Origin of the sequence: Streptomyces sp. SBT349 (genome assembly GCF_001083795.1) — a bacterium.
Lineage (GTDB): Bacteria > Actinomycetota > Actinomycetes > Streptomycetales > Streptomycetaceae > Streptomyces.
In genome coordinates, this window is the sequence record NZ_LAVK01000023.1 from 1 (window position 1) to 19,011 (window position 19,011).

The window sequence follows — 19,011 nt, forward strand, 5'->3', positions numbered from 1 at the left end:
CTGCTGAGGCGCGGGGGCGGGCGCGGCCTTGGGCTCGGGCGCCGGGGCGGCCTTGGGCTCGGGCTGCGCCGGCGCCGCCGGCTGCGGGGCCGCGGGCGCGGCACCCGCGGCGCCGATGACGCCGAGCTTGGCGCCGACCTCGGCCGTCTCGTCCTCGCCGACCGTGATCTCCAGCAGGGTGCCGGCGACCGGCGCGGGGATCTCGGTGTCGACCTTGTCGGTGGAGACCTCGAGCAGCGGCTCGTCGGCGTCCACCTCCTCGCCGACCGCCTTCAGCCAGCGGGTGACGGTGCCCTCGGTGACCGACTCGCCCAGCGCCGGGAGCACCACGTCGGTGCCCTCGGCCCCGCCGCCCGAGGGCGCGGGTGCCTCCTGCTGCGCCGCGGGTGCGGGCGCCTGCTGAGGCTCCGGCTCGGGCTCCGGCGCGGGCGCCTGCTGGGGCGCCGGCTCGGGCTCCGGCGCGGACTCGGCGGCGGGCGCCGGAGCGGCAGCCTGCCCGCCCGAGCCCTCCTCGATGATCGCCAGTTCGGCGCCGACCTCGACGGTCTCGTCCTCGGCGACCCTGATGGACGACAGGACTCCGGCGGCGGGCGCGGGGATCTCGGTGTCGACCTTGTCGGTGGAGACTTCGAGCAGAGGCTCGTCCGCCTCCACATGCTCACCTTCGGCCTTCAGCCAGCGGGTGACGGTGCCCTCGGTCACGCTCTCGCCGAGCGCCGGAAGGGTTACGGAAACCGCCATGGTTTCTGTTGCTCCTTACGAGAAAGTGTCACATCGTTACTGCGCGCTCTGGGACAACGCGGCCAGGGTCAGTCGTGGGAGTGCAGCGGTTTGCCGGCCAGGGCCAGATGGGCCTCGCCGAGCGCCTCGTTCTGCGTGGGGTGGGCGTGGATCAGCTGGGCCACCTCGGCGGGCAGCGCCTCCCAGTTGTAGATGAGCTGGGCCTCGCCGACCTGCTCGCCGACCCGGTCCCCGACCATGTGGATACCGACGACGGCTCCGTCCCTGACGCGGACCAGTTTGATCTCGCCGGCCGTCTTCAGGATCTTGCTCTTGCCGTTCCCCGCGAGGTTGTACTTCAGGGTGACCACCTGGTCGGCGCCGTACAGCTCCTTGGCGCGCGCCTCGGAGACACCGACCGAGGCGACCTCGGGGTGGCAGTAGGTGACCCGGGGCACGCCGTCGTAGTCGATCGGCACCGGCGAGAGCCCCGCCAGCCGCTCCGCGACGAGGATGCCCTCGGCGAAGCCGACGTGCGCGAGCTGGAGGGTCGGGACGAGGTCGCCGACGGCCGAGATCGTCGGCACGTTGGTCCGGCAGAACTCGTCCACCAGCACGAAGCCGCGGTCCGTCGCGACCCCGGCCTCCTCGTACCCCAGGCCCCCGGAGACCGGGCCGCGGCCGATGGCGACGAGCAGCAGCTCCGCCTCGAACGTCTTGCCGTTGGCCAGGGTGACCCGCACCCCGTCGTCCGTGTACTCGGCGCCCTTGAAGAACGAGCCGAGGGAGAAGCCGATGCCGCGCTTGCGGAAGGCGCGCTCCAGCAGCTTCGAGCTGTTCTCGTCCTCGGCCGGCACCAGGTGCGGCAGGCCCTCGACGATGGTCACCTCGGCGCCGAAGGACTTCCAGACCGAGGCGAACTCGACGCCGATGACGCCGCCGCCCAGCACGATCGCGGACTTCGGCACCCGGTCCAGGACCAGGGCGTGGTCGGAGGAGATGATCCGGTCGCCGTCGATGGTCAGGCCCGGCAGCGACCGGGGCACCGAGCCGGTCGCGAGCACTATGTGACGGCCGGTGTAGCGCGTGCCGCCGACGTCGACGGACGTCGGGGAGGAGAGCCGTCCCTCGCCCTCCACATAGGTGATCTTGCGGGAGGCCACCAGGCCCTGAAGCCCCTTGTACAGGCCGGAGACCACTCCGTCCTTGTACGCGTGGACCCCCGCGATGTCGATCCCGTCGAAGGTGCTGCGCACGCCGAACTCGGAGCCGTCGCGCGCCGCGTCCGCGATCTCCCCCGCGTGCAGCAGGGCCTTCGTGGGGATACAGCCGTTGTGCAGACAGGTGCCGCCCAGCTTGTTCTTCTCGATCAGGGCGACGTCCAGGCCCAGCTGCGAGGCTCGCAGGGCCGCGGCGTAACCGCCGCTGCCGCCACCGAGGATCACTAGGTCGAAAACGGTGCTGGCGTCGTTCGCCACGTCACGTTCCTCCATGGATGGGTTCGCCGGGCCGGTCGACGGTGACCGGCCGACGGTCGGGTATGCGCCGCTGGTCACGCGGCGTGTGTGGCTCGTCTGGGTGGTTGAGCCTGGCCCTGTCCTGCCGGAAACCCATCTTCGCACGGTGTCCGGGACGGGCGGTTCTCCGGGGCTTGGCCCGCGCACTGACTCGCCCGGCCCGCGCACCGACTCGCCCGGTCCTCCCTCAGTCCTCCAGGTCGCCGTCCGCCACCCGCTCGGCCAGCCGGACCAGCGTCCTGATGCCGGAACCGGTGCCGCCCTTGGGGGTGTAGCCGTAGGGCGCGCCCTCGTGGAACGCGGGGCCCGCGATGTCCATGTGCACCCAGGGCGTCCCGTCCGCCACGAACTCCTGGAGGAACAGCCCGGCGGAGAGACCGCCGCCCATCCGGTCCCCGACGTTCGCCACGTCGGCCACCGGCGACTTCAGGCCCTCGGCCAGGTCCGCGGGCATCGGCAGCGGCCAGGACTGCTCGCCCGCCTGCCCCGCCGTCTCGTGCACCAGCCCGCGGAACGCGTCGTCGTTGCCCATCAGGCCGAACGTGCGCTTGCCGAGCGCCACGACCATCGCGCCCGTCAGCGTCGCCACGTCCACCAGCGCGTCGGGCGACTCCTCACAGGCCCGCGCGATCGCGTCGGCCATCACCAGGCGGCCCTCGGCGTCGGTGTTCAGCACCTCGACGGTCTTGCCGCTGTACATCGTCAGCACGTCGCCGGGGCGGACGGCCGAGCCGGACGGCATGTTCTCGGCGAGGGCCAGCCAGCCCGTGACGTTCACCTTCAGGTCCAGCCTGGCGGCGGCGACCACGGTGGACAGCACGGCGGCGGCGCCGCTCATGTCGCACTTCATCGTCTCGTTGTGGCCGACCGGCTTGAGGGAGAGGCCGCCCGAGTCGTAGGTGATGCCCTTGCCGACCAGCGCCAGCGTCGTGGTCGCGTCCGGGTGCGTGTACGCCACGCGCACCAGCCGCGGCGGCGTCGCCGAGCCCTGCCCGACGCCCATGATGCCGCCGTAGCCGCCCTCGGCCAGCGCCGCGCCGTCCAGGACCTCCGAGGTCAGCCCGTACTCGGGGGCCGCCTCCTCCACGACCGCCGCGAAGTCGGCGGGGGAGAGCGCGTTGGGCGGGGTGTTGATCAGGTCCCTGGCCCTGGCCACCTCCTGGGCCAGCACCAGCGCCCGCTCCGCCGCCGCGGCGTGCCGCTCGTCGCCCGCGTCCGCGTCCAGCAGCGTGATCCTGGCCAGCGGCTCGCCGCTCGGACTCCCGTTCCCGCGGCTGCGGAAGGCGGTGAACGCGTACGCGCCCAGCAGCGCCCCCTCCGCAACGGCCGCGACCTCCTCGGCCCCGGCCACCGGCAGTGCGAACGAGGCGTGGTCGGCGCCGGCCAGCGCCGCCGCCACCGCACCGGCCGCCCGGCGCAGCGCCTCCGCGCCGTACCCGTCCTCGGGGACGGCCCCGAGCCCGACCGCGACCAGCAGCGGAACGGCCCAGCCCGAGGGGGCGGGCACGCGGGTGATCTCGTCCTCGCCGCCCTTGGCGCCGAGGGTGGCCAGGGTGTCGGCCAGCGCTCCGCCGAACGACGCGTCAACGGCCTCCGCCGCGGAGGAGCCCGGGGCGAGCAGCGGCCCGGACTCGCCCTTGGCGACGCCGATCACCACGGCGTCCGCGGGCACCGTGGTCGCGGGGAGGTTGCTGAGAGTCAGTGCTGTCACGGTGAAGAGTTCCGTTCTGTTCTCGACGTTCAACGTAGGGCTGTGCGGCTCACCGGCAATCCGGCAGCAGACTACGCCGCGCCGCACTCACCCCGCGCCGACGGTCAGGACCAGCAGCGTGGCCGTGGCCGTCACCTCGGCGACCGCGCCCAGCACGTCCCCGGTGATGCCGCCGAACCGCCGCACGCAGTGCGCCAGCAGCAGTTCGGCCGCCGTCAGCGCCAGGACCACGGCGGCGAGTCCGGTCACCGCGCCCGCGCCGCGCGGGTCCCCGGCCAGCGCCCCCACCCCCGTGCCCGCCCCGGCCGCCGCTGCGGCCACGGCCGCGGCCCACCGCGGGGGAACGGCCCCGGCCACGGCGGCGCCCATCCCCTCGGCCCGCGCCGCCGGGATCCCCGCGCGGCAGGCCCAGGTCAGCGCGGCGCGCGAGACAAGGCCCGCCAGCGCCACGGCGGCGAACGCCCACCCGTGCCCGTGCGCGCTCAGCTCGGCGACCGCGGCGACCTGCGCGAGCAGGGTCAGCACCAGGACCACCACGCCGAACGGGCCGATGTCGGACCGTTTCATCACCCGCAGCGCCTCGTCGGCCGGGCGCCCGCTGCCGAGCCCGTCCGCGACATCCGCGAGCCCGTCCAGATGCAGCGCGCGGGTGGCCGCGGCCATCACCGCGACGGCGAGAACGGCGGTCAGCAGGGGCCCGGCCTCCAGGAGCGGCAGCGTCCAGGCGACCGCGCCCCCCGCGAGGCCGACCGCGAGCCCGGCCGCCGGCGCGCACAGCATCCCGGCGCGCGCGGTGGCCCGGTCCCAGCGGGGGCCCGCCACGGGCAGCACGGTGAGCGCGGAGAACGCGAACCGCAGCCCGTCGGCGGCCGAGGCGCGGCCGGACCCCGGCGGGTCCGGCGGGTCGGGGGGGTCCGGCGGGTCCGCTGGGAGGGGAGGCGGCGGCGGGGGCGGCGTGGCGTTCATCGTCGGGCAGGGTAGCGCCAGACCCTGGGGTCCCATGGAGGACTGGTGGGATCGCAACATCATCGAGCCCGGGAAGCTGCCGCTGCTGCTGGCGCTGGCCGCGTTCGTCATCACCTTCGCGGTGGTCCGCTGCATCACGCGGCTGATCCGCGCCGGGCGCGGGCCGTTCCACGACATCTCCTCGGGCGGGCAGCACATCCACCACGTCGTCCCCGGGGTGCTGCTCATGTGCGTCGGCGGCTTCGGCGGGGTCGCCTCGGGCGGCGACGGGTGGCACGCCGCGGCGACGGCGGTGGTGTTCGGCATCGGCGCGGGTCTCGTGCTCGACGAGTTCGCGCTGATCCTCTACCTGCAGGACGTCTACTGGACCGAGCTGGGCCGCAAGAGCGTCGAGATCGTGGTCCTGACGACCTCGCTGGTCGGGATCCTGCTGACGGGCCTGGTGCCGCTGGGCGTGAACGACCTGACCCCGGGGGAGCGCCTGAACCGCGGCGGCCTGGTCGTCGCGTTCCTGCTGAACGTGCTGCTGGTGCTGGTCTGCCTGCTCAAAGGGAAGCTGCGGGTCGCGGTGCTCGGCATGCTGGTGCCGCCGTTCGCCGTGGTCGGCGCCCTGCGCCTGGCCCGCCCCGACTCCCTGTGGGCCAAGCGCCTCTACCGGCGCCACCCGCGCCTGCGGGCGCGGTCCGAGCGCAGGACCCGACGCCACGACGCCCGCTGGGGCCGCCCCCGCCGCTGGGCCGACCAGGTCCTCGGCGGCATCCCGGAACAGGACGGCGCGGGCGGGAACGGCGGTGGCGACAAGGGCGACGAGGGCGAGAGGCGCCGCTGACCCACCGGGTCAGGTGGCCTCGGCGATCGCGTCCGCGCGCCCGCTCTCGTCCGCCGTCGCCTCGGGGGCCGCGGGGCTCGGCTTGCGCTCCGGCCGCTCGGGAAGCTCCGCCGCCAGGGCGGCGGCCGCGCGGACGAGGGGCAGCGCGAGCAGGCCGCCCGCGCCCTCGCCCACCGTGATCCCGTGATCGAGCAGGGGCTCGCTCGCCATCCGGTCCAGGGCCTTGGCCTGCCCCGGCTCGCCGCTCGCCTGGCCGGTCAGCCACCAGTCGGGCGCGCGGAACGCGATCCGCTGGCCGACCAGGGCGCACGCGGCCGAGACCACGCCGTCGAGCAGCACGGGCGTGCGCCGCACCGCGCACTGGAGGAGGAAGCCGGTCATGGCCGTCAGGTCGGCGCCGCCGACCGCGGCGGCCAGCTGGAGCTGGTCGCCGAGCGCCGGCCTGGCCCGGCGCAGCCCGTCGCGGATGGCCGCGCACTTGCGCATCCAGGCGAGGTCGTCGATGCGGGCGCCGCCGCGCCCGGTCACCACCGAGGCGTCGGTGCCGCACATGGCGGCGATCAGCACGCCGGCGGCCGTCGTGCCGCCGACCGAGATGTCGCCCAGCACCAGCAGGTCGGTGCCCGCGTCGGCCTCCTCGTCCGCGATGGCCATGCCGGCGCCGAAGGCCCGCACCGCCTCCTCGGCGGTGAGCGCGTCCTCGATGTCCAGGCGACCCGAGCCGCGGCGCACCCGGTGCCGGGTGACCTCCTCCGGCAGCTCCTCACGCGGGCAGTCGAGCGAGAGGTCGGCCACGCGCAGCGGCACCCCGGCCTGGCGGGCCAGCACGGCGGCCGGGCTCGCCCCGTCGAGCACGGCGCGCACCAGCGTGGCGGCGCTCCCCGCGGGGCGGGCGGAGACGCCGAGCTCGGCCACCCCGTGGTCGCCCGCGAAGAGCACGGCCCGCGGACGCTGCACCGGCGCGACCGGCACCCGGCCCTGCGCGGCGGCCAGCCAGACGCCGAGGTCGTCCAGGCGGCCAAGCGCCTTGGGAGGCAGGCCCGTTCGCGTCCGCCGCTCCTCGGCCTTACGCCGAACCCGGATACTCGGGCGCTCGATGAGGTCCCCGAAGTCGTCGAGATTGAGACCGCCGTCACTCATGCGCACGAGACTACCGCGCCCCTCCGCACGCCTCTCACGGCTGCTCCCGCAGCGGCAGGACGGTCCCCGCGACGGCCAGCAGCACATGTTCGCACTCGGCGGCCACCGCGGCGTTCAGACGGCCGAGTTCGTCGCGGAACCGCCGCCCGGCCGCGGTCGCGGGGACCACGCCCGAGCCCGCCTCGTTGCTCACCAGCACCACCGTGCGCCGCGTGGCCCGCAGCGCCGCGCACAGGGCCGTCGTGCGCTCCCCGAGCGCCTGGGCGCCCTTCCGCGCCCACCGCTCCTCGTCCCAGGCACCCACGGCGTCCAACGCGTCGGTCAGCCACAGCGCCAGACAGTCGATCAGCAGCGGCGGCCCCTCCTCCTCGGCCAGCAGCGGCACCAGGTCGCAGGTCTCCACCGTGGTCCAGCCCGGCGGGCGCCGCGCGCGGTGGTCCGCGACCCGCTCCGCCCACTCCGCGTCGCCCTCCCGCCGACCGCCGGTGGCCACATAGACCACCTCGGGGAACGCCGCCAGCCTCCGTTCCGCCTCCGTCGACTTCCCGGACCGCGCGCCGCCCAGCACCAGCGTGCGCCGGGGCACGTCGGGGACCTCCCGCAGGTCGCCCACCGTCAGCGTCGCGCCGTCCCGTTCGGCGCGCGCCCCCGCCGCCGCCAGCCTCCGGCGCAGCTCGGCCCCCGGCTGCACGTCGTGGTCCAGGTGAACGGCGACCACGTCGCTGGTCAGCGAGGCGGCGCCGGTGGCGCGCAGCCGGGCCAGCGCGTCGGGCCGCCCCGCCACGTCCAGCAGGCACAGGTCGTACGGCGGCCCCTCCACCGACCCGGCCGGCGCGGCCCCCGGCGGCAGGTACAGGATCCGGCCGCCGTCCGGGCCCGTCACCGCGTAGCCCGTGCCGGGCGCGTCCACCGCGAGCCCCCGCACCCGGTGCCCGCTCAGCAGCGTGAGTTCGCGGCCGTCCGGCAGCCGCACGGGGGCGGGCAGTTCCGCGGGGATCTCCACGGCGGGCCCGTCGTGAGGGTGGCTCAACAGCACCTGCCGCACGCCGTGCAGTGACTGCCCCGCGCGGGCGGCCGACAGCGCGAGCCCCGGAGTGAGATCGAGTAGAAGCACGCCGTCGCACAACAGCGCTGTGGCGGTGCGCACTTCATCGACCAGCGCGCGGGCGCACGCCGCGCAGGGGCAGCCGGGGCGGGGAAGTCCGGCCGGGGCGCCGGTACCGAGCAGAGTGACGTACACCCCGCGATCCTCTCCTGCCCGCTCCCCGGTCGCGCCCGGTCGTGCGCGCGGTGGTGCGCGGGGAGCGGTGGCCGTGATTTAGTCTGCGATCAGGCAGTCGGGCCATCAGTCAGTCGGGCAGGAACAGTCGGCAGGAAGCGGAGGCTTCGCATGGCGTGGGAGTGGCGGTTCGAGAAGGCGGACGGCACGACGACCGAGCCGACGCAGGCCCCGGGCGACTTCGGGACCCAGGGCGACGCCGAATCCTGGATCGGGGAGATCTGGGCCGAGCTGCTGACCGAGGGGGTGGATCAGGTGACGCTCCTGGAGGACGGCAACAAGATCTACGGCCCGATGAGTCTGCACGCCGCGGCCGAGAGCTGAGGGCCCCCCGCCGCACGCTTCACGCCTCTCCGAGTTCGACCCGCGCGCTCCTGCGGTCCCCGTCACGTTCGTAGGTCACCTTCACGTCGTCGCCCGGCTCGTGGGCGGCCAGCGCCTCGGAGAGCGAGACCACGTCGGTGACCGGCTCCGAGCCGACCCGTACCACCACGTCCCCGGCGCGCAGCCCGGCGCGGTCGGCGGGCCCGTCCTCCGTGACCTCCACGATGGCCGCGCCCGCGGGCTCGAACCCGTCGCCGAGCACCGTCCGCACCGTGACGCCGAGCGCCGCCCGCCCGGAGTCGACGACCTGGCCGTGCTCGATCAGCTGCTCGGCGAGGAACGTCACGGTCGAGGCCGGGATGGCGAACCCGATCCCCGGCGCCTGCCCACCCCCGAGCCCCGGGTCGCGGGCGGCGAGCGTGGGGATGCCGATCACATGACCCGACAGGTTGACCAGGGCGCCGCCGCTGTTGCCGGGGTTGATGGCCGCCGAGGTCTGCACCATGTCCCCGAGCGTCGCCTGCCCCTCTCCCTCGCTGACCGACCGGCCCACCGCCGAGACGATGCCCTGGGTGACGCTGGAGGAGAGGCCGAGCGGATTCCCCATGGCGAGCACGATCTGCCCGATGGTCACCTTGGACGAGTCGCCGAACGTCGCGGGGCGCAGCCGGTCGGGAGGGTCGGTCAGCTTGATGACGGCGAGGTCCTGCTCCGGGTAGGAGGCCACCAGGTTCGCCCGCACCGCCCGCTGCCCGGTGGCGACCAGCACGTCGAACCGCTCGCCCCGGCCGACGACATGGGCGTTGGTGACGATGTGCCCCTCGTCGTCGTAGACGATCCCCGAGCCGAGACCGTCGTCCGTCGTGATCTGCACGACGGACGGCAGCACGTCGTTGACCACGTGCTCATAGGTCTGTTCGAGATCGTCGCTGACGGTGGGCATCGGCGCGTCCTCCCCGGCGGCCGACCCCCCCGAGGTGCACCCGGACCCCGCGACGAGCAGGGCGGCGGACACGAGAACGGCACCGGGGGCGAGACTGCGGTCCATAGCCGCATTGTGACCTCAGCGCCCCCGCCCCCCCGGTAGCCCCCGCTGGGCCGTTCCGGCGAACGCGCCGGCCGGGAGGGGACGCCCCGCCTCAGCGGGGGTCTTCGCCCCGCTTGACCTGGGCCCGCGGCAGGCGCATGCGCCGCATCTGCATGGTGCGCATCAGGGCGTAGGCCGAGGTGCCGCGGAGGCTCTCGTCGGGGAAGCGCGCCCGCAGCCGCTTCTTCAGGCGCCGGGTCAGCAGCACCGAGTCGAGGACGATCATCACGATCACCACGAGCCACATCAGCAGCGCGACGTTCCGCATCTGGGGCGAGGGCAGCATGCTCATCACCAGGATCAGCACCGCGATGGGCAGGAAGAACTCCGCCACATGGAACTTGGCGTCCACGAAGTCCCGGGTGAAGCGGCGGACGGGGCCCCGGTCGCGGACCGGCAGGTGCCGCTCGTCCCCGGACAGCAGCGCCTCGCGCTGCTTGGTCATCGCGGACCGCCTGGCCTCCCGGGCCCGCTTCGACGCTTCCTTGCGGTTCGTCGCGGGCTTGGACACGGCACGCCGCAGCGCCTCCGCCTCACTGCGCTTCGGCGTGGGGCGCCCCTTCGGCGCCTGCGGGTCGCGCGCCTTGGGCTCCTCGTCGAGGGGCGCGGCGGCGGCATCGTCTTTCGAACGGCTACGGAACACCCCCCCAGCCTACGGTCTTCCCGCGGTGCCCCTTTCCGGCCGTGCGAAAACGATCGTGCAACGTCCCGTTCCCCGGGCGGCCCGTACTCCTCAGGCGGGAGGGGCGGAGCCCGTTGATCGTCCTCCGGGAGGAGCCATTCGGCGCCGAGCGATGCGCTAATGGATAGGGGCCCCGTAGGGTAGGTAGAGGATCAGCAGCACATTGGCCCGAGGTTCGAGTCCGTCATGAAGGGGGCGCGCGAGACCCATGAGCGGTGTCATGAAGCGGATGGGGATGATCTTCCGCGCGAAAGCCAACAAGGCCCTCGACCGGGCGGAGGACCCGCGGGAGACGCTGGACTACTCGTACCAGAAGCAGCTCGAACTCCTCCAGAAGGTGCGGCGCGGCGTCGCGGACGTCGCCACCTCGCGCAAGCGGCTCGAACTCCAGCTGAACCAGCTCAACGGCCAGTCCACCCGCCTGGAGGACCAGGGCAAGAAGGCCCTCGCCCTCGGCCGCGAGGACCTCGCCCGCGAGGCGCTGACCCGCCGCGCCTCCCTCCAGCAGCAGGTCTCCGACCTCCAGCAGCAGCACGAGACGCTCCAGTCCGAGGAGACCAAGCTGACGCTGGCGGCGCAGCGGCTCCAGGCGAAGGTGGACGCGTTCCGCACCCGCAAGGAGACGATCAAGGCCACGTACACGGCCGCCCAGGCGCAGACCAGGATCGGCGAGGCGTTCTCCGGCATCTCCGAGGAGATGGGCGACGTCGGCATGGCGATCCAGCGCGCCGAGGACAAGACGGCGCAGCTCCAGGCCCGCGCCGGCGCGATCGACGAGCTCCTGGCCTCCGGGGCCCTGGACGACCCGACCGGCGCCTCCAAGGACGACCTGACCGCCGAGCTCGACCGCATTTCGGGCAACGCGGACGTAGAGTTCGAGCTGGAGCGGATGAAGGCCGAGCTCGCGGGCGGCAGCTCCTCGGGCCGGCAGGCCATCGAGGGCGGCGGCACCGGAACCCAGCAGGGCGAGCAGGAGCAGCGACAGGAATCCCCCAAGTTCGACAAGCAGTGACCAGCGGCAAGCCGTGACGGCCTGGAGGGCATCGTGATCGTGCGGATCATGGGGGAGGGACAGGTCCGGCTGGACGACAGCCACTTTCCCGCCCTCAACCAGCTCGACGACGAGCTGATGACGGAGCTCGACTCGGGCGACAGCGAGGGATTCCGCCGCACACTCGCCGCTCTCCTGGACGCCGTCAGGACCATGGGCTCCGCCCTGCCCGACGATTCACTCGAACCCTCGGAGCTGATCCTCCCCGCCCCCGACGCGTCCATTCCCGAGGTGCGCGCCATGCTCACCGAGGACGGCCTGATCCCGGACTGACGGCGCCGTGACCCCCTCGCGCTGGGCCCGCGCCCTTCCCTGGCTCCGTGACCACCCCCTGGCGTTCGACGCCCTCATAGCCACCGCCGCCTTCTGCGTCACGATCTGCGTCTCGGTCACGGTCTCCCACCCACCGGACGGCGGCTCCGGCTTCGGCGAGAGGGACCTGCCGGCCCACACCGTCGCGCTGACCGCCCTCGCCTGCGCCGTCCTGGTGCTGCGCCGCAGGTTCCCCATGCAGGTGCTCGTCGCCGCCGGCCTCGTGGCCCTGGTGGAGATGGCGCTGGGCCACGTCTCCCACCAGCCCGCCGACCGGCACGCCTCCATCGTGATCACGGTCGTCGTGGCGCTGTTCACGGTCGCCGCGGGGACCGACCGTTCCACCACGTGGTGGGTCGGCTGGACGAGCGCCGCCGTGTTCATGCCGGCGACCATGCTGCTGAGCACCCAGCCCTGGTACGGCCCGGAGAACCTGGGCGTCTTCGCCTGGATCGCCCTGGCCACCGTCTCGGGCGAGGTGGTGCGCAGCCGTCGCGCCGTGGTGGACGCCATCAGGGAACGGGCCGAGCGCGCCGAACGCACCCGCGAGGAGGAGGCCCTGCGGCGCGTGGCCGACGAGCGGATGCGGATCGCCCGCGAACTGCACGACGTCGTCGCCCACCACATCGCCCTGGTCAACGTCCAGGCCGGCGTCGCGTCGCACGTCATGGACACGCGCCCCGACCAGGCCAAGGAGGCGCTGGCCCACATCAGGGAGGCCAGCCGCCACGCGCTGGGGGAGCTCCAGACCACCGTCGGGCTGCTGCGCCAGGAGGACGAGCCGGTCGCGCCCACCGAGCCGACCCGGGGCCTTGAGGTGCTGGACGAGCTGGTGGAGGGCTTCACCCGGGCCGGGATGTCCGTGACCGTGGAGGCGCCGGCCGCCGGGGGACCGCTGCCCTCCGCCGTGGACCTGGCCGCCTACCGGGTGGTCCAGGAGGCCCTGACCAACGTGCACAAGCACGCGGGAGTCGGGGCCGCCGCCCGCGTCCGCATCGTTCGCCGGGGCAGCGTGGCCGACGCGGCGCTGGACATCACCGTGGACGACGACGGCGACGGCGCGGGCGACCGCGGCGGCGAGGGGCAGGCCGCCGGCAGCGGTCACGGGCTGACCGGCATGCGCGAGCGCGCCACCGCACTCGGCGGCACCTGCGAGGCCGGTCCCACCCCCGGGGGCGGGTTCCGCGTGCGGGTCTCGCTGCCGCTCCAGGCCCAGCGCCCCGCGGAGGTGGTCGAGACGGCCCGCTCCCGCAGGCGCGCCCTGGGCGGGCGGTGCGCGTGATCCGGGTGGTGCTGGTGGACGACCAGGCGCTGCTGCGCAGCGCGTTCCGGGTGCTCGTGGACTCCGATCCGGCGATGACCGTCACGGGCGAGGCGTCCGACGGCGCCGAGGCGCTGGACGTCGTCCGCGCCACCGCCGTGGACGTGGTGCTGATGGACATCAGGATGCCCGGCATGGACGGCCTGGCCGCGACCAGGGAGATCGTCGCCGACCCCTCGCTCGACGGCGTCAAGGTGGTGATCCTGACCACCTTCGAGTCCGACGACTACGTGGTGGAGGCGCTGCGCGCGGGAGCCTCCGGCTTCCTGGGCAAGGGCGCGGAGCCGGGCGACCTGCTCAACGCCATCCGGCTGGCCGCGGCGGGCGAGGCGCTGCTCTCGCCGTCGGCGACCCGGGGGCTGATCGCGCGGTTCCTGGCCCACCAGGAGGAACGGGACGGGGCCGCGTTCGACTCCTCGGCGCTCGACGTGCTCACCGCCAGGGAGCGCGAGGTGCTGGTGGAGGTGGCCGGCGGCCTGTCCAACGACCAGATCGGGGAGCGGCTGACCGTCAGCCCGCTGACCGTCAAGACCCACATCAACCGGCTGCTGACCAAGCTCTCCGCCCGCGACCGCGCCCAGCTGGTGGTGCTCGCCTACGAGACGGGCCTGGTCCGCCCGCGCGCCGGCTGACCCGGGAGCCCGCGGGGCCGCGGGCGCCCTGCTACAGGAAGCGCGGCGAGGGCAGGTAGGGCGCCGGGGGGCGCATCCCGCGCAGGCACACATAGCCGTCCGGCGCCAGGTCGAGACCGGCCGCGAAGCCCACGTCCAGGGCCCAGTCCTGCTCGGCGGTCAGGTGCCGGACGGTGGCGTCCGATCCGGGGGGCAGGCTCAGCAGCGCCGAGGTCAGCAGCCTGACCGCGATCCGCCGCGAGGTGGCCGCGAGCAGTTCGACGGACCCCTCGTCGTCCAGGTAGCAGTAGCCGCTGCCAGCAAGGTCGTCCGCCACCACCACCCGGCAGTGCAGCAGCAGCTCCCCGTGGTCGGGGCCGTGGGCGCTGCCGCGCAGCCTGCGGTCGACGGAGTCCATCAGATCGCGGTGGGCGGGGCCGCCCTCGATCGCCGGGCCGTCGGGGACGGTGAGCCGGGCCGCGTCGACCGTTCCCGCCAGGCGCATGGAGGGGTGCACGCCGAACCCGGCCGCCCGGTAGACGCGGGCGGCGGCCGAGTGGGGCGTGGCGCAGATCATCCCCCGCAGGGTGCCGCGGCCGTAGGCCATCGCCCGGCGCATCAGCTCGGTTCCCACGCCCTTGCCCCGCGCCGGCGGCGCCACCGCGAGCAGCGACAGCACCCACAGGCCCTCGCGCCGGGCGGCCAGCGCGGCCCCGACCGGCTCCCCGGCCTCGTCCTCCGCGAGCCAGCAGCCGTCCGGGTCGGTGGCGGCCAGGTACCTGACCCTGCGCCGGAACGCGGCCGTCCGCCGTTCGCTCCAGGAGCCGCCGGCGTCCGCGCCGACGGCCACGGAGTGGACGGCCTCGGCGTCCGCGCGGCTGTCCCTGACCCGGCGCAGCATCATGCCCCTCATCGTGACGCGGCGCCCCCGGACCTGGCCACCTCACCGCCCCGGGCCGGTGTGGGGCCCGCCCGTCACGGCAGCGCGAGCATGCGGTCCAGGGCGAGCCGGGCGTCGTGTTCGGTGACCGGGTCCACCTGGATGCGGTTGACGACCTTGCCCGCGGCCAGCGACTCCAGCGACCAGACCAGGTGCGGCAGGTCGATGCGGTTCATGGTGGAGCAGAAGCAGACGGTCCGGTCCAGGAAGACGATCTCCTTGCCCTGGTCCGCGTACCGGGCCGCGAGCCGGCGGACGAGGTTCAGCTCCGTGCCCACGGCCCACGTCGACCCGGCCGGGGCGGCGTCCAGGGTGGAGATGATGTGCTCGGTCGAGCCGACCTGGTCCGCGGCGGCGACGACCTCGTGCGTGCACTCGGGGTGCACCAGCACGTTGACCCCGGGGATCCGGGCGCGGACCTCCGCGACCGAGTCCAGCGAGAACCGCCCGTGCACCGAGCAGTGGCCCCGCCACAGGATCATCCGCGCCCGGCGCAGCTGGTCGGGGGTCAGGCCGCCGCCCGGCCGGTGCGGGTTGTAGACGACGCAGTCCTCCAGGGTCATGCCGAGCTCCCGGACGGCGGTGTTGCGGCCCAGGTGCTGGTCGGGCAGGAAGAGCACCTTGCCGTCCTCGCCCGCCTGGCCGAACGCCCACTCCAGGGCGCGCCTGGCGTTGGAGGAGGTGCAGACCGTGCCGCCGTGGCGCCCGGTGAACGCCTTGATGTCGGCGGAGGAGTTCATGTAGGTGACCGGGACGGTGACGTTCGCCACTCCGGCGTCGGTGAGCACGTCCCACGCCTCGGCGACCTGCTCGGCGCTGGCCATGTCCGCCATCGAGCAGCCGGCGGCCAGGTCGGGGAGGATGACCCGCTGGTCGTCGCCGGTGAGGATGTCGGCGGACTCGGCCATGAAGTGGACGCCGCAGAAGACGATGAACTCGGCCTCGGGGCGCGCGGCGGCGTCCCTGGCCAGCTTGAACGAGTCGCCGGTCACGTCGGCGAACTGGATCACCTCGTCGCGCTGGTAGTGGTGGCCGAGCACGAAGAGGCGGTCCCCGAGCGCCGCCTTGGCGGCGCGGGCGCGCTCCACCAGATCCGGGTCGGAGGGCGAGGGCAGGTCGCCGGGGCAGTCGACGCCCCGCTCGCTCGCCGGGTCGGACTCGCGCCCGAGGAGCAGGAGAGCGAGGGGGGTCGGGGTGACGTCCAGGGCTTGGGCGCTGTTCACGGCACGCACCCTTTCTCTTGTGTTCCGACGGCTTTTCGTCGTAATGACGCAATGGATCATAACTCCTTCGCGTCAGTTTGACGACGTGCATCGCGTCACTATGACGCATTCCGTCGTCGCGGGAGGTGTGCGAGCATGGGAGAAAGGAGCGAAGGACGTGCCGCGGCGGGAATACTCCGGCGCCGCCGTCTGTTGGCGCACTCGACCAGAGCATTCCGTACTACCCGGGAGATACGCAGATGTCCGTAACGGAAGAGACCGCTGTCAGCGACGGCATCATCGTTTCCGACACGGCCGTGGCGAAGGTCAGGAGCCTGCTCGAGCAGGAGGGGCGTGACGACCTCGCGCTTCGCGTGGCGGTCCAGCCCGGCGGATGCTCGGGTCTGCGATACCAGCTCTTCTTCGACGAGCGGTCGCTGGACGGCGATGTCGTGAAGGACTTCGACGGGGTCAGGGTCGTCACCGACCGGATGAGCGCGCCCTACCTGGGCGGGGCCTCGATCGACTTCGTGGACACGATCGAGAAGCAGGGCTTCACGATCGACAACCCGAACGCCACCGGCTCCTGTGCCTGCGGCGACTCCTTCAACTGACCCACGGTTACCACTGACCCACGGTTTCCTGCGCCCGCCCGCCCCTCGCCGGGGGCGGGCGGGCGTTCCGCGTGTGGGGTGGGTCAGCGGGTGGGGAGTTCCGTGCCCCGGTCGGACATCAGCCGCTTCTCGCCCACCGGCGCGTCCAGCTCGACCTCCGTGGTCTGCCTCTCCGCGATCGCGATGCAGGCCCGGTCGTCGTCCGATTCCCCGGGGTGCAGGGACACCGTGATCTCCGTGTCCGTCTCCTCCGCCGTCGCGGTGTACTCCTCGCACACGCCGCCCCAGAAGTGGAGCGTCAGGGTCTCGTCGGTCGGCTCGTACGGTTCGACCGTCCAGCCCGGGTCCTGCGGCTCACCGGGCTCGGCCGGTTCCGCGGGCCCGCCCGGCTGGGCCGGGTCCTCTCCGCCGCCCTCGCCGGGATCCGACGGCTCGGAGGGCTCGGAGGGCTCGGAGGGCTCGGAGGGCTCCGAGGGGCCGGAGCCGTCCGCGGTCGTGTACGTGTACGGCACGGCGGGCTGTCCCGCGGTGAACGGGATGTCCGGCTCCAGCGTGCCGCTGAACAGCCAGGACGGCACCAGGATCGCCCGGCCGCTCTCCTCGTACTGGAGGGAGAGGCCGAACTCCGCGGTGACCTCGGCCCGTTCGGGCTCGGACGCCGTCTCCCGCGCGCCGATCAGGTCGTTGTACTCGGCGACCGCGTCCTCCGCGCCGGTCACCTCGGCCTCCTCGCCCGCCTCCGCTCCCGTGCCGAGCGCGCCGTTGGCCCAGGCCACCGCGCCGCCGGGGTTGACGTGGATCTCGGTCGCCATGCCGTACACCGGCAGCCCCTCCACCTCGGGGAGCGCGGACACGATCCGCTGGGAGCCGCTGGTCCGGTCCGCCGTCGCCTCCACCTCGCCGAGGCCGACCGCGTCGAGCAGCGGCTCCGCCGCGCGGAGCGCCTCCTCGGCCGAGGGCGGCGGGGAGCCGTCCATCGGCGGCATGCCGGGCGCGCTGACGGAGCCGTCGGGTCCCTCCTGGGGAAGGTCCTGGGGGACGTCCTGCGGCAGGGCCGGGTCGGCCACCGCGCCCCGCATGAACGACCAGTGGCCCGGGGCCTGTTCCTGGACGGTCACCGACACCCCGCCCGGGTCGCTGCCCGCCACCGTCCAGCCGGAGGCGCCGTTGCCGGTGACCTCGCCGTCGACGCCGAGCGCCGCGGCCAGCTCCGCCACGCGCTGCTCCGAGACCGTCCCCAGCGTGTACACCGGCGCGCGCTCCGGCGCGTCCGCCGGCGTCTCAGCGAGGCGGAGCATCGCCCCCGCCGTGGCGCTCGTCGAGTCCGTGGCCTGGCCCGAGTCGGTCGCCGGCTCCTCGTCGAGCTGTAGGGGCGCGGCGACGTCCCCCGCGCCGTCCTCGCCGCTCTGCGGACCGCCGAAGAGCTGCTGGACCCCGAAGAGACCGCCCGCGATCAGCGCGACGCCCGTGGCGACCGCGACCACCTTGGGCCAGCCGGCCCGGTCCGACCGCGACTCCGGCTCGGTCTCCCGTTCCGTCCTCTCGTGGTTCTCCTCGTCAGCCACGCCTTCGCTCCTCGGACTCGCGGAAATCTTCTGCCGGTTGGACGGCCCACCTCATCGGCCGGTTCCCGAGACCGCCGCGCGCCGGGCAGCTAACCTTGGTGCGCCCCTCGTCGCCTTCCGGAAGCAGACAACCGTGCGTATCGCCGTCAGCGGCTCCATCGCTCACGATCATCTGATGACCTTCCCCGGCCGCTTCGCCGACCAGCTCGTCGGGGACCAGCTGCACACCGTCTCCCTGTCGTTCCTGGTCGACTCCCTGGAAGTGCGCCGCGGCGGTGTGGCCGCCAACATCTGCTTCGGCATGGGACAGCTCGGCGCCGCCCCCATCCTCGTCGGGGCGGCGGGCGCCGACTTCGAGGAGTACCGCGCCTGGCTCGACCGGCACGGCGTGGACACCGCCTCGGTGCGGATCTCCGAGATCCTGCACACGGCGCGTTTCGTCTGCACCACCGACGCCGACCACAACCAGATCGGCTCCTTCTACACCGGCGCCATGAGCGAGGCCCGGCTCATCGAGTTCCAGGCGGTCGTCCAGCGGGTGGGCGGGCTCGACCTGGTCCACATCGGCGCCGACGACCCCGAGGCGATGCTGCGCCACACCGAGGAGTGCCGCACCAGGGAGATCCCGTTCGCGGCCGACTTCTCCCAGCAGCTCGCGCGCATGGAGGGCGAGGAGATCCGCACGCTCACCGAGGGCGCCGCGTACCTCTTCCACAACGAGTACGAGAAGGCCCTCGTCGAAAGCAAGACCGGCTGGTCGGCCGAGGAGGTCCTCGCCCGGGTCGGCACCCGCGTCACGACCCTGGGGGCGCGCGGCGTCCTGATCGAACGCGCCGGGCTCGACCCCATCGAGGTCGGGTGCCCCGAGGAGGAGAGCAAGGCCGACCCCACCGGCGTCGGCGACGCGTTCCGCGCGGGATTCCTGGCGGGCCTGGCCTGGGGCACCTCGCTGGAGCGTGCGGCGCAGGTCGGCTGCATGGTGGCGACCCTCGTCATCGAGACCATCGGCACCCAGGAGTACACGCTCAGCCGCGGCCCGTTCATGGACCGCTTCACCAAGGCGTACGGGGCGGACGCCGCGGAAGAGGTCCGCGCCCACCTGCGCTGAGCGCGCACCCGCGCGCGGGCACTGCGCCCCTG

At 74.0% G+C, this 19,011-nt stretch carries 19 protein-coding genes; 8 read left to right on the forward strand and 11 right to left on the reverse strand.

Annotated features, from left to right (window positions below):
• From ADY01_RS04900 to ADY01_RS04915, 4 genes are all read right to left on the reverse strand, one after another.
• Nucleotides 1–741, reverse strand: a 741-nt coding sequence (locus ADY01_RS04900; protein ID WP_049566028.1) for a biotin/lipoyl-containing protein, incomplete at its 3' end; no start/stop codon positions are given.
• 68 nt (nt 742–809) lie between these two features.
• On the reverse strand, nt 810–2,198 hold the full coding sequence (gene lpdA / locus ADY01_RS04905) for a dihydrolipoyl dehydrogenase (protein WP_049566147.1): 1,389 nt from the start codon (nt 2,196–2,198) through the stop codon (nt 810–812).
• 226 nt (nt 2,199–2,424) lie between these two features.
• The gene (locus tag ADY01_RS04910; protein ID WP_049566152.1) at nt 2,425–3,948 is read right to left on the reverse strand and encodes a leucyl aminopeptidase; all 1,524 of its coding nucleotides are present in this window, start codon (nt 3,946–3,948) and stop codon (nt 2,425–2,427) included.
• Between the two features lie 87 nt (nt 3,949–4,035).
• Nucleotides 4,036–4,914, reverse strand: coding sequence for an adenosylcobinamide-GDP ribazoletransferase (locus tag ADY01_RS04915; protein ID WP_078900014.1), 879 nt, complete (start codon nt 4,912–4,914; stop codon nt 4,036–4,038).
• 34 nt (nt 4,915–4,948) lie between these two features.
• On the opposite strand from ADY01_RS04915, the gene ADY01_RS04920 reads away from it, so the two are divergent.
• Nucleotides 4,949–5,743, forward strand: a complete 795-nt coding sequence (locus ADY01_RS04920; RefSeq protein WP_049566032.1) for a hypothetical protein — start codon at nt 4,949–4,951, stop codon at nt 5,741–5,743.
• Nucleotides 5,744–5,752: 9 nt separating this feature from the next.
• On the opposite strand, the gene ADY01_RS04925 is transcribed toward ADY01_RS04920, so the two are convergent.
• Nucleotides 5,753–6,883: a nicotinate-nucleotide--dimethylbenzimidazole phosphoribosyltransferase gene (locus ADY01_RS04925; RefSeq protein ID WP_049566036.1), complete on the reverse strand. Its 1,131-nt coding sequence runs from the start codon at nt 6,881–6,883 to the stop codon at nt 5,753–5,755.
• A gap of 34 nt (nt 6,884–6,917) precedes the next feature.
• On the reverse strand, nt 6,918–8,123 hold the full coding sequence (locus tag ADY01_RS04930) for a bifunctional adenosylcobinamide kinase/adenosylcobinamide-phosphate guanylyltransferase (protein ID WP_049566039.1): 1,206 nt from the start codon (nt 8,121–8,123) through the stop codon (nt 6,918–6,920).
• A 150-nt stretch (nt 8,124–8,273) separates the two neighbouring features.
• Between ADY01_RS04930 and ADY01_RS04935 the strand changes: the two genes are divergently transcribed.
• Nucleotides 8,274–8,486, forward strand: coding sequence for a hypothetical protein (locus ADY01_RS04935; protein WP_049566042.1), 213 nt, complete (start codon nt 8,274–8,276; stop codon nt 8,484–8,486).
• A gap of 19 nt (nt 8,487–8,505) precedes the next feature.
• Here the strand turns inward: ADY01_RS04935 and ADY01_RS04940 are convergent, their stop codons facing one another.
• Both ADY01_RS04940 and ADY01_RS04945 read right to left on the reverse strand, forming a co-directional pair.
• Nucleotides 8,506–9,534, reverse strand: coding sequence for a S1C family serine protease (locus tag ADY01_RS04940; RefSeq protein WP_049566047.1), 1,029 nt, complete (start codon nt 9,532–9,534; stop codon nt 8,506–8,508).
• Nucleotides 9,535–9,625: 91 nt separating this feature from the next.
• Nucleotides 9,626–10,216, reverse strand: a complete 591-nt coding sequence (locus ADY01_RS04945; protein WP_049566050.1) for a DUF3043 domain-containing protein — start codon at nt 10,214–10,216, stop codon at nt 9,626–9,628.
• A 259-nt stretch (nt 10,217–10,475) separates the two neighbouring features.
• Here ADY01_RS04945 and ADY01_RS04950 point away from each other — a divergent pair, with 259 nt between their 5' ends.
• From ADY01_RS04950 to ADY01_RS04965, 4 genes are read left to right on the forward strand one after another with little or no spacing between them, the layout of a single operon-like run.
• Nucleotides 10,476–11,267 carry a PspA/IM30 family protein gene (locus ADY01_RS04950; protein ID WP_049566054.1) on the forward strand — a complete coding sequence of 264 codons (792 nt, stop codon included), beginning with the start codon at nt 10,476–10,478 and terminating at the stop codon, nt 11,265–11,267.
• A 33-nt stretch (nt 11,268–11,300) separates the two neighbouring features.
• A complete protein-coding gene (gene pspAA, locus ADY01_RS04955; RefSeq protein ID WP_049566059.1) occupies nt 11,301–11,579 on the forward strand; it encodes a PspA-associated protein PspAA in 279 nt (92 codons plus the stop codon).
• Between the two features lie 7 nt (nt 11,580–11,586).
• Nucleotides 11,587–12,900 (forward strand): sensor histidine kinase, encoded by a 1,314-nt coding sequence (locus tag ADY01_RS04960; protein WP_063784124.1) that lies wholly within the window; start codon nt 11,587–11,589, stop codon nt 12,898–12,900.
• Nucleotides 12,897–13,571 carry a response regulator transcription factor gene (locus ADY01_RS04965; RefSeq protein ID WP_049566063.1) on the forward strand — a complete coding sequence of 225 codons (675 nt, stop codon included), beginning with the start codon at nt 12,897–12,899 and terminating at the stop codon, nt 13,569–13,571. Before ADY01_RS04960 ends, ADY01_RS04965 begins: the two co-directional genes overlap by 4 nt.
• Before the next feature lie 31 nt (nt 13,572–13,602).
• On the opposite strand, the gene ADY01_RS04970 is transcribed toward ADY01_RS04965, so the two are convergent.
• Together ADY01_RS04970 and nadA are read right to left on the reverse strand one after the other, a co-directional pair.
• Entirely contained in the window at nt 13,603–14,454 is an 852-nt protein-coding gene (locus ADY01_RS04970) for a GNAT family N-acetyltransferase (RefSeq protein ID WP_049566067.1), read from the reverse strand.
• A gap of 71 nt (nt 14,455–14,525) precedes the next feature.
• Nucleotides 14,526–15,713 (reverse strand): quinolinate synthase NadA, encoded by a 1,188-nt coding sequence (nadA, locus tag ADY01_RS04975; RefSeq protein WP_049566070.1) that lies wholly within the window; start codon nt 15,711–15,713, stop codon nt 14,526–14,528.
• A gap of 239 nt (nt 15,714–15,952) precedes the next feature.
• Between nadA and ADY01_RS04980 the strand changes: the two genes are divergently transcribed.
• Complete coding sequence (locus ADY01_RS04980; RefSeq protein ID WP_049566074.1) at nt 15,953–16,306, forward strand: HesB/IscA family protein; 354 nt, start codon at nt 15,953–15,955, stop codon at nt 16,304–16,306.
• An 83-nt stretch (nt 16,307–16,389) separates the two neighbouring features.
• Here the strand turns inward: ADY01_RS04980 and ADY01_RS04985 are convergent, their stop codons facing one another.
• On the reverse strand, nt 16,390–17,871 hold the full coding sequence (locus tag ADY01_RS04985; protein WP_049566079.1) for a hypothetical protein: 1,482 nt from the start codon (nt 17,869–17,871) through the stop codon (nt 16,390–16,392).
• A 133-nt stretch (nt 17,872–18,004) separates the two neighbouring features.
• On the opposite strand from ADY01_RS04985, the gene ADY01_RS04990 reads away from it, so the two are divergent.
• Nucleotides 18,005–18,979 (forward strand): carbohydrate kinase family protein, encoded by a 975-nt coding sequence (locus tag ADY01_RS04990; protein ID WP_049566083.1) that lies wholly within the window; start codon nt 18,005–18,007, stop codon nt 18,977–18,979.
• The last annotated feature ends 32 nt before the right edge of the window (nt 18,980–19,011 follow it).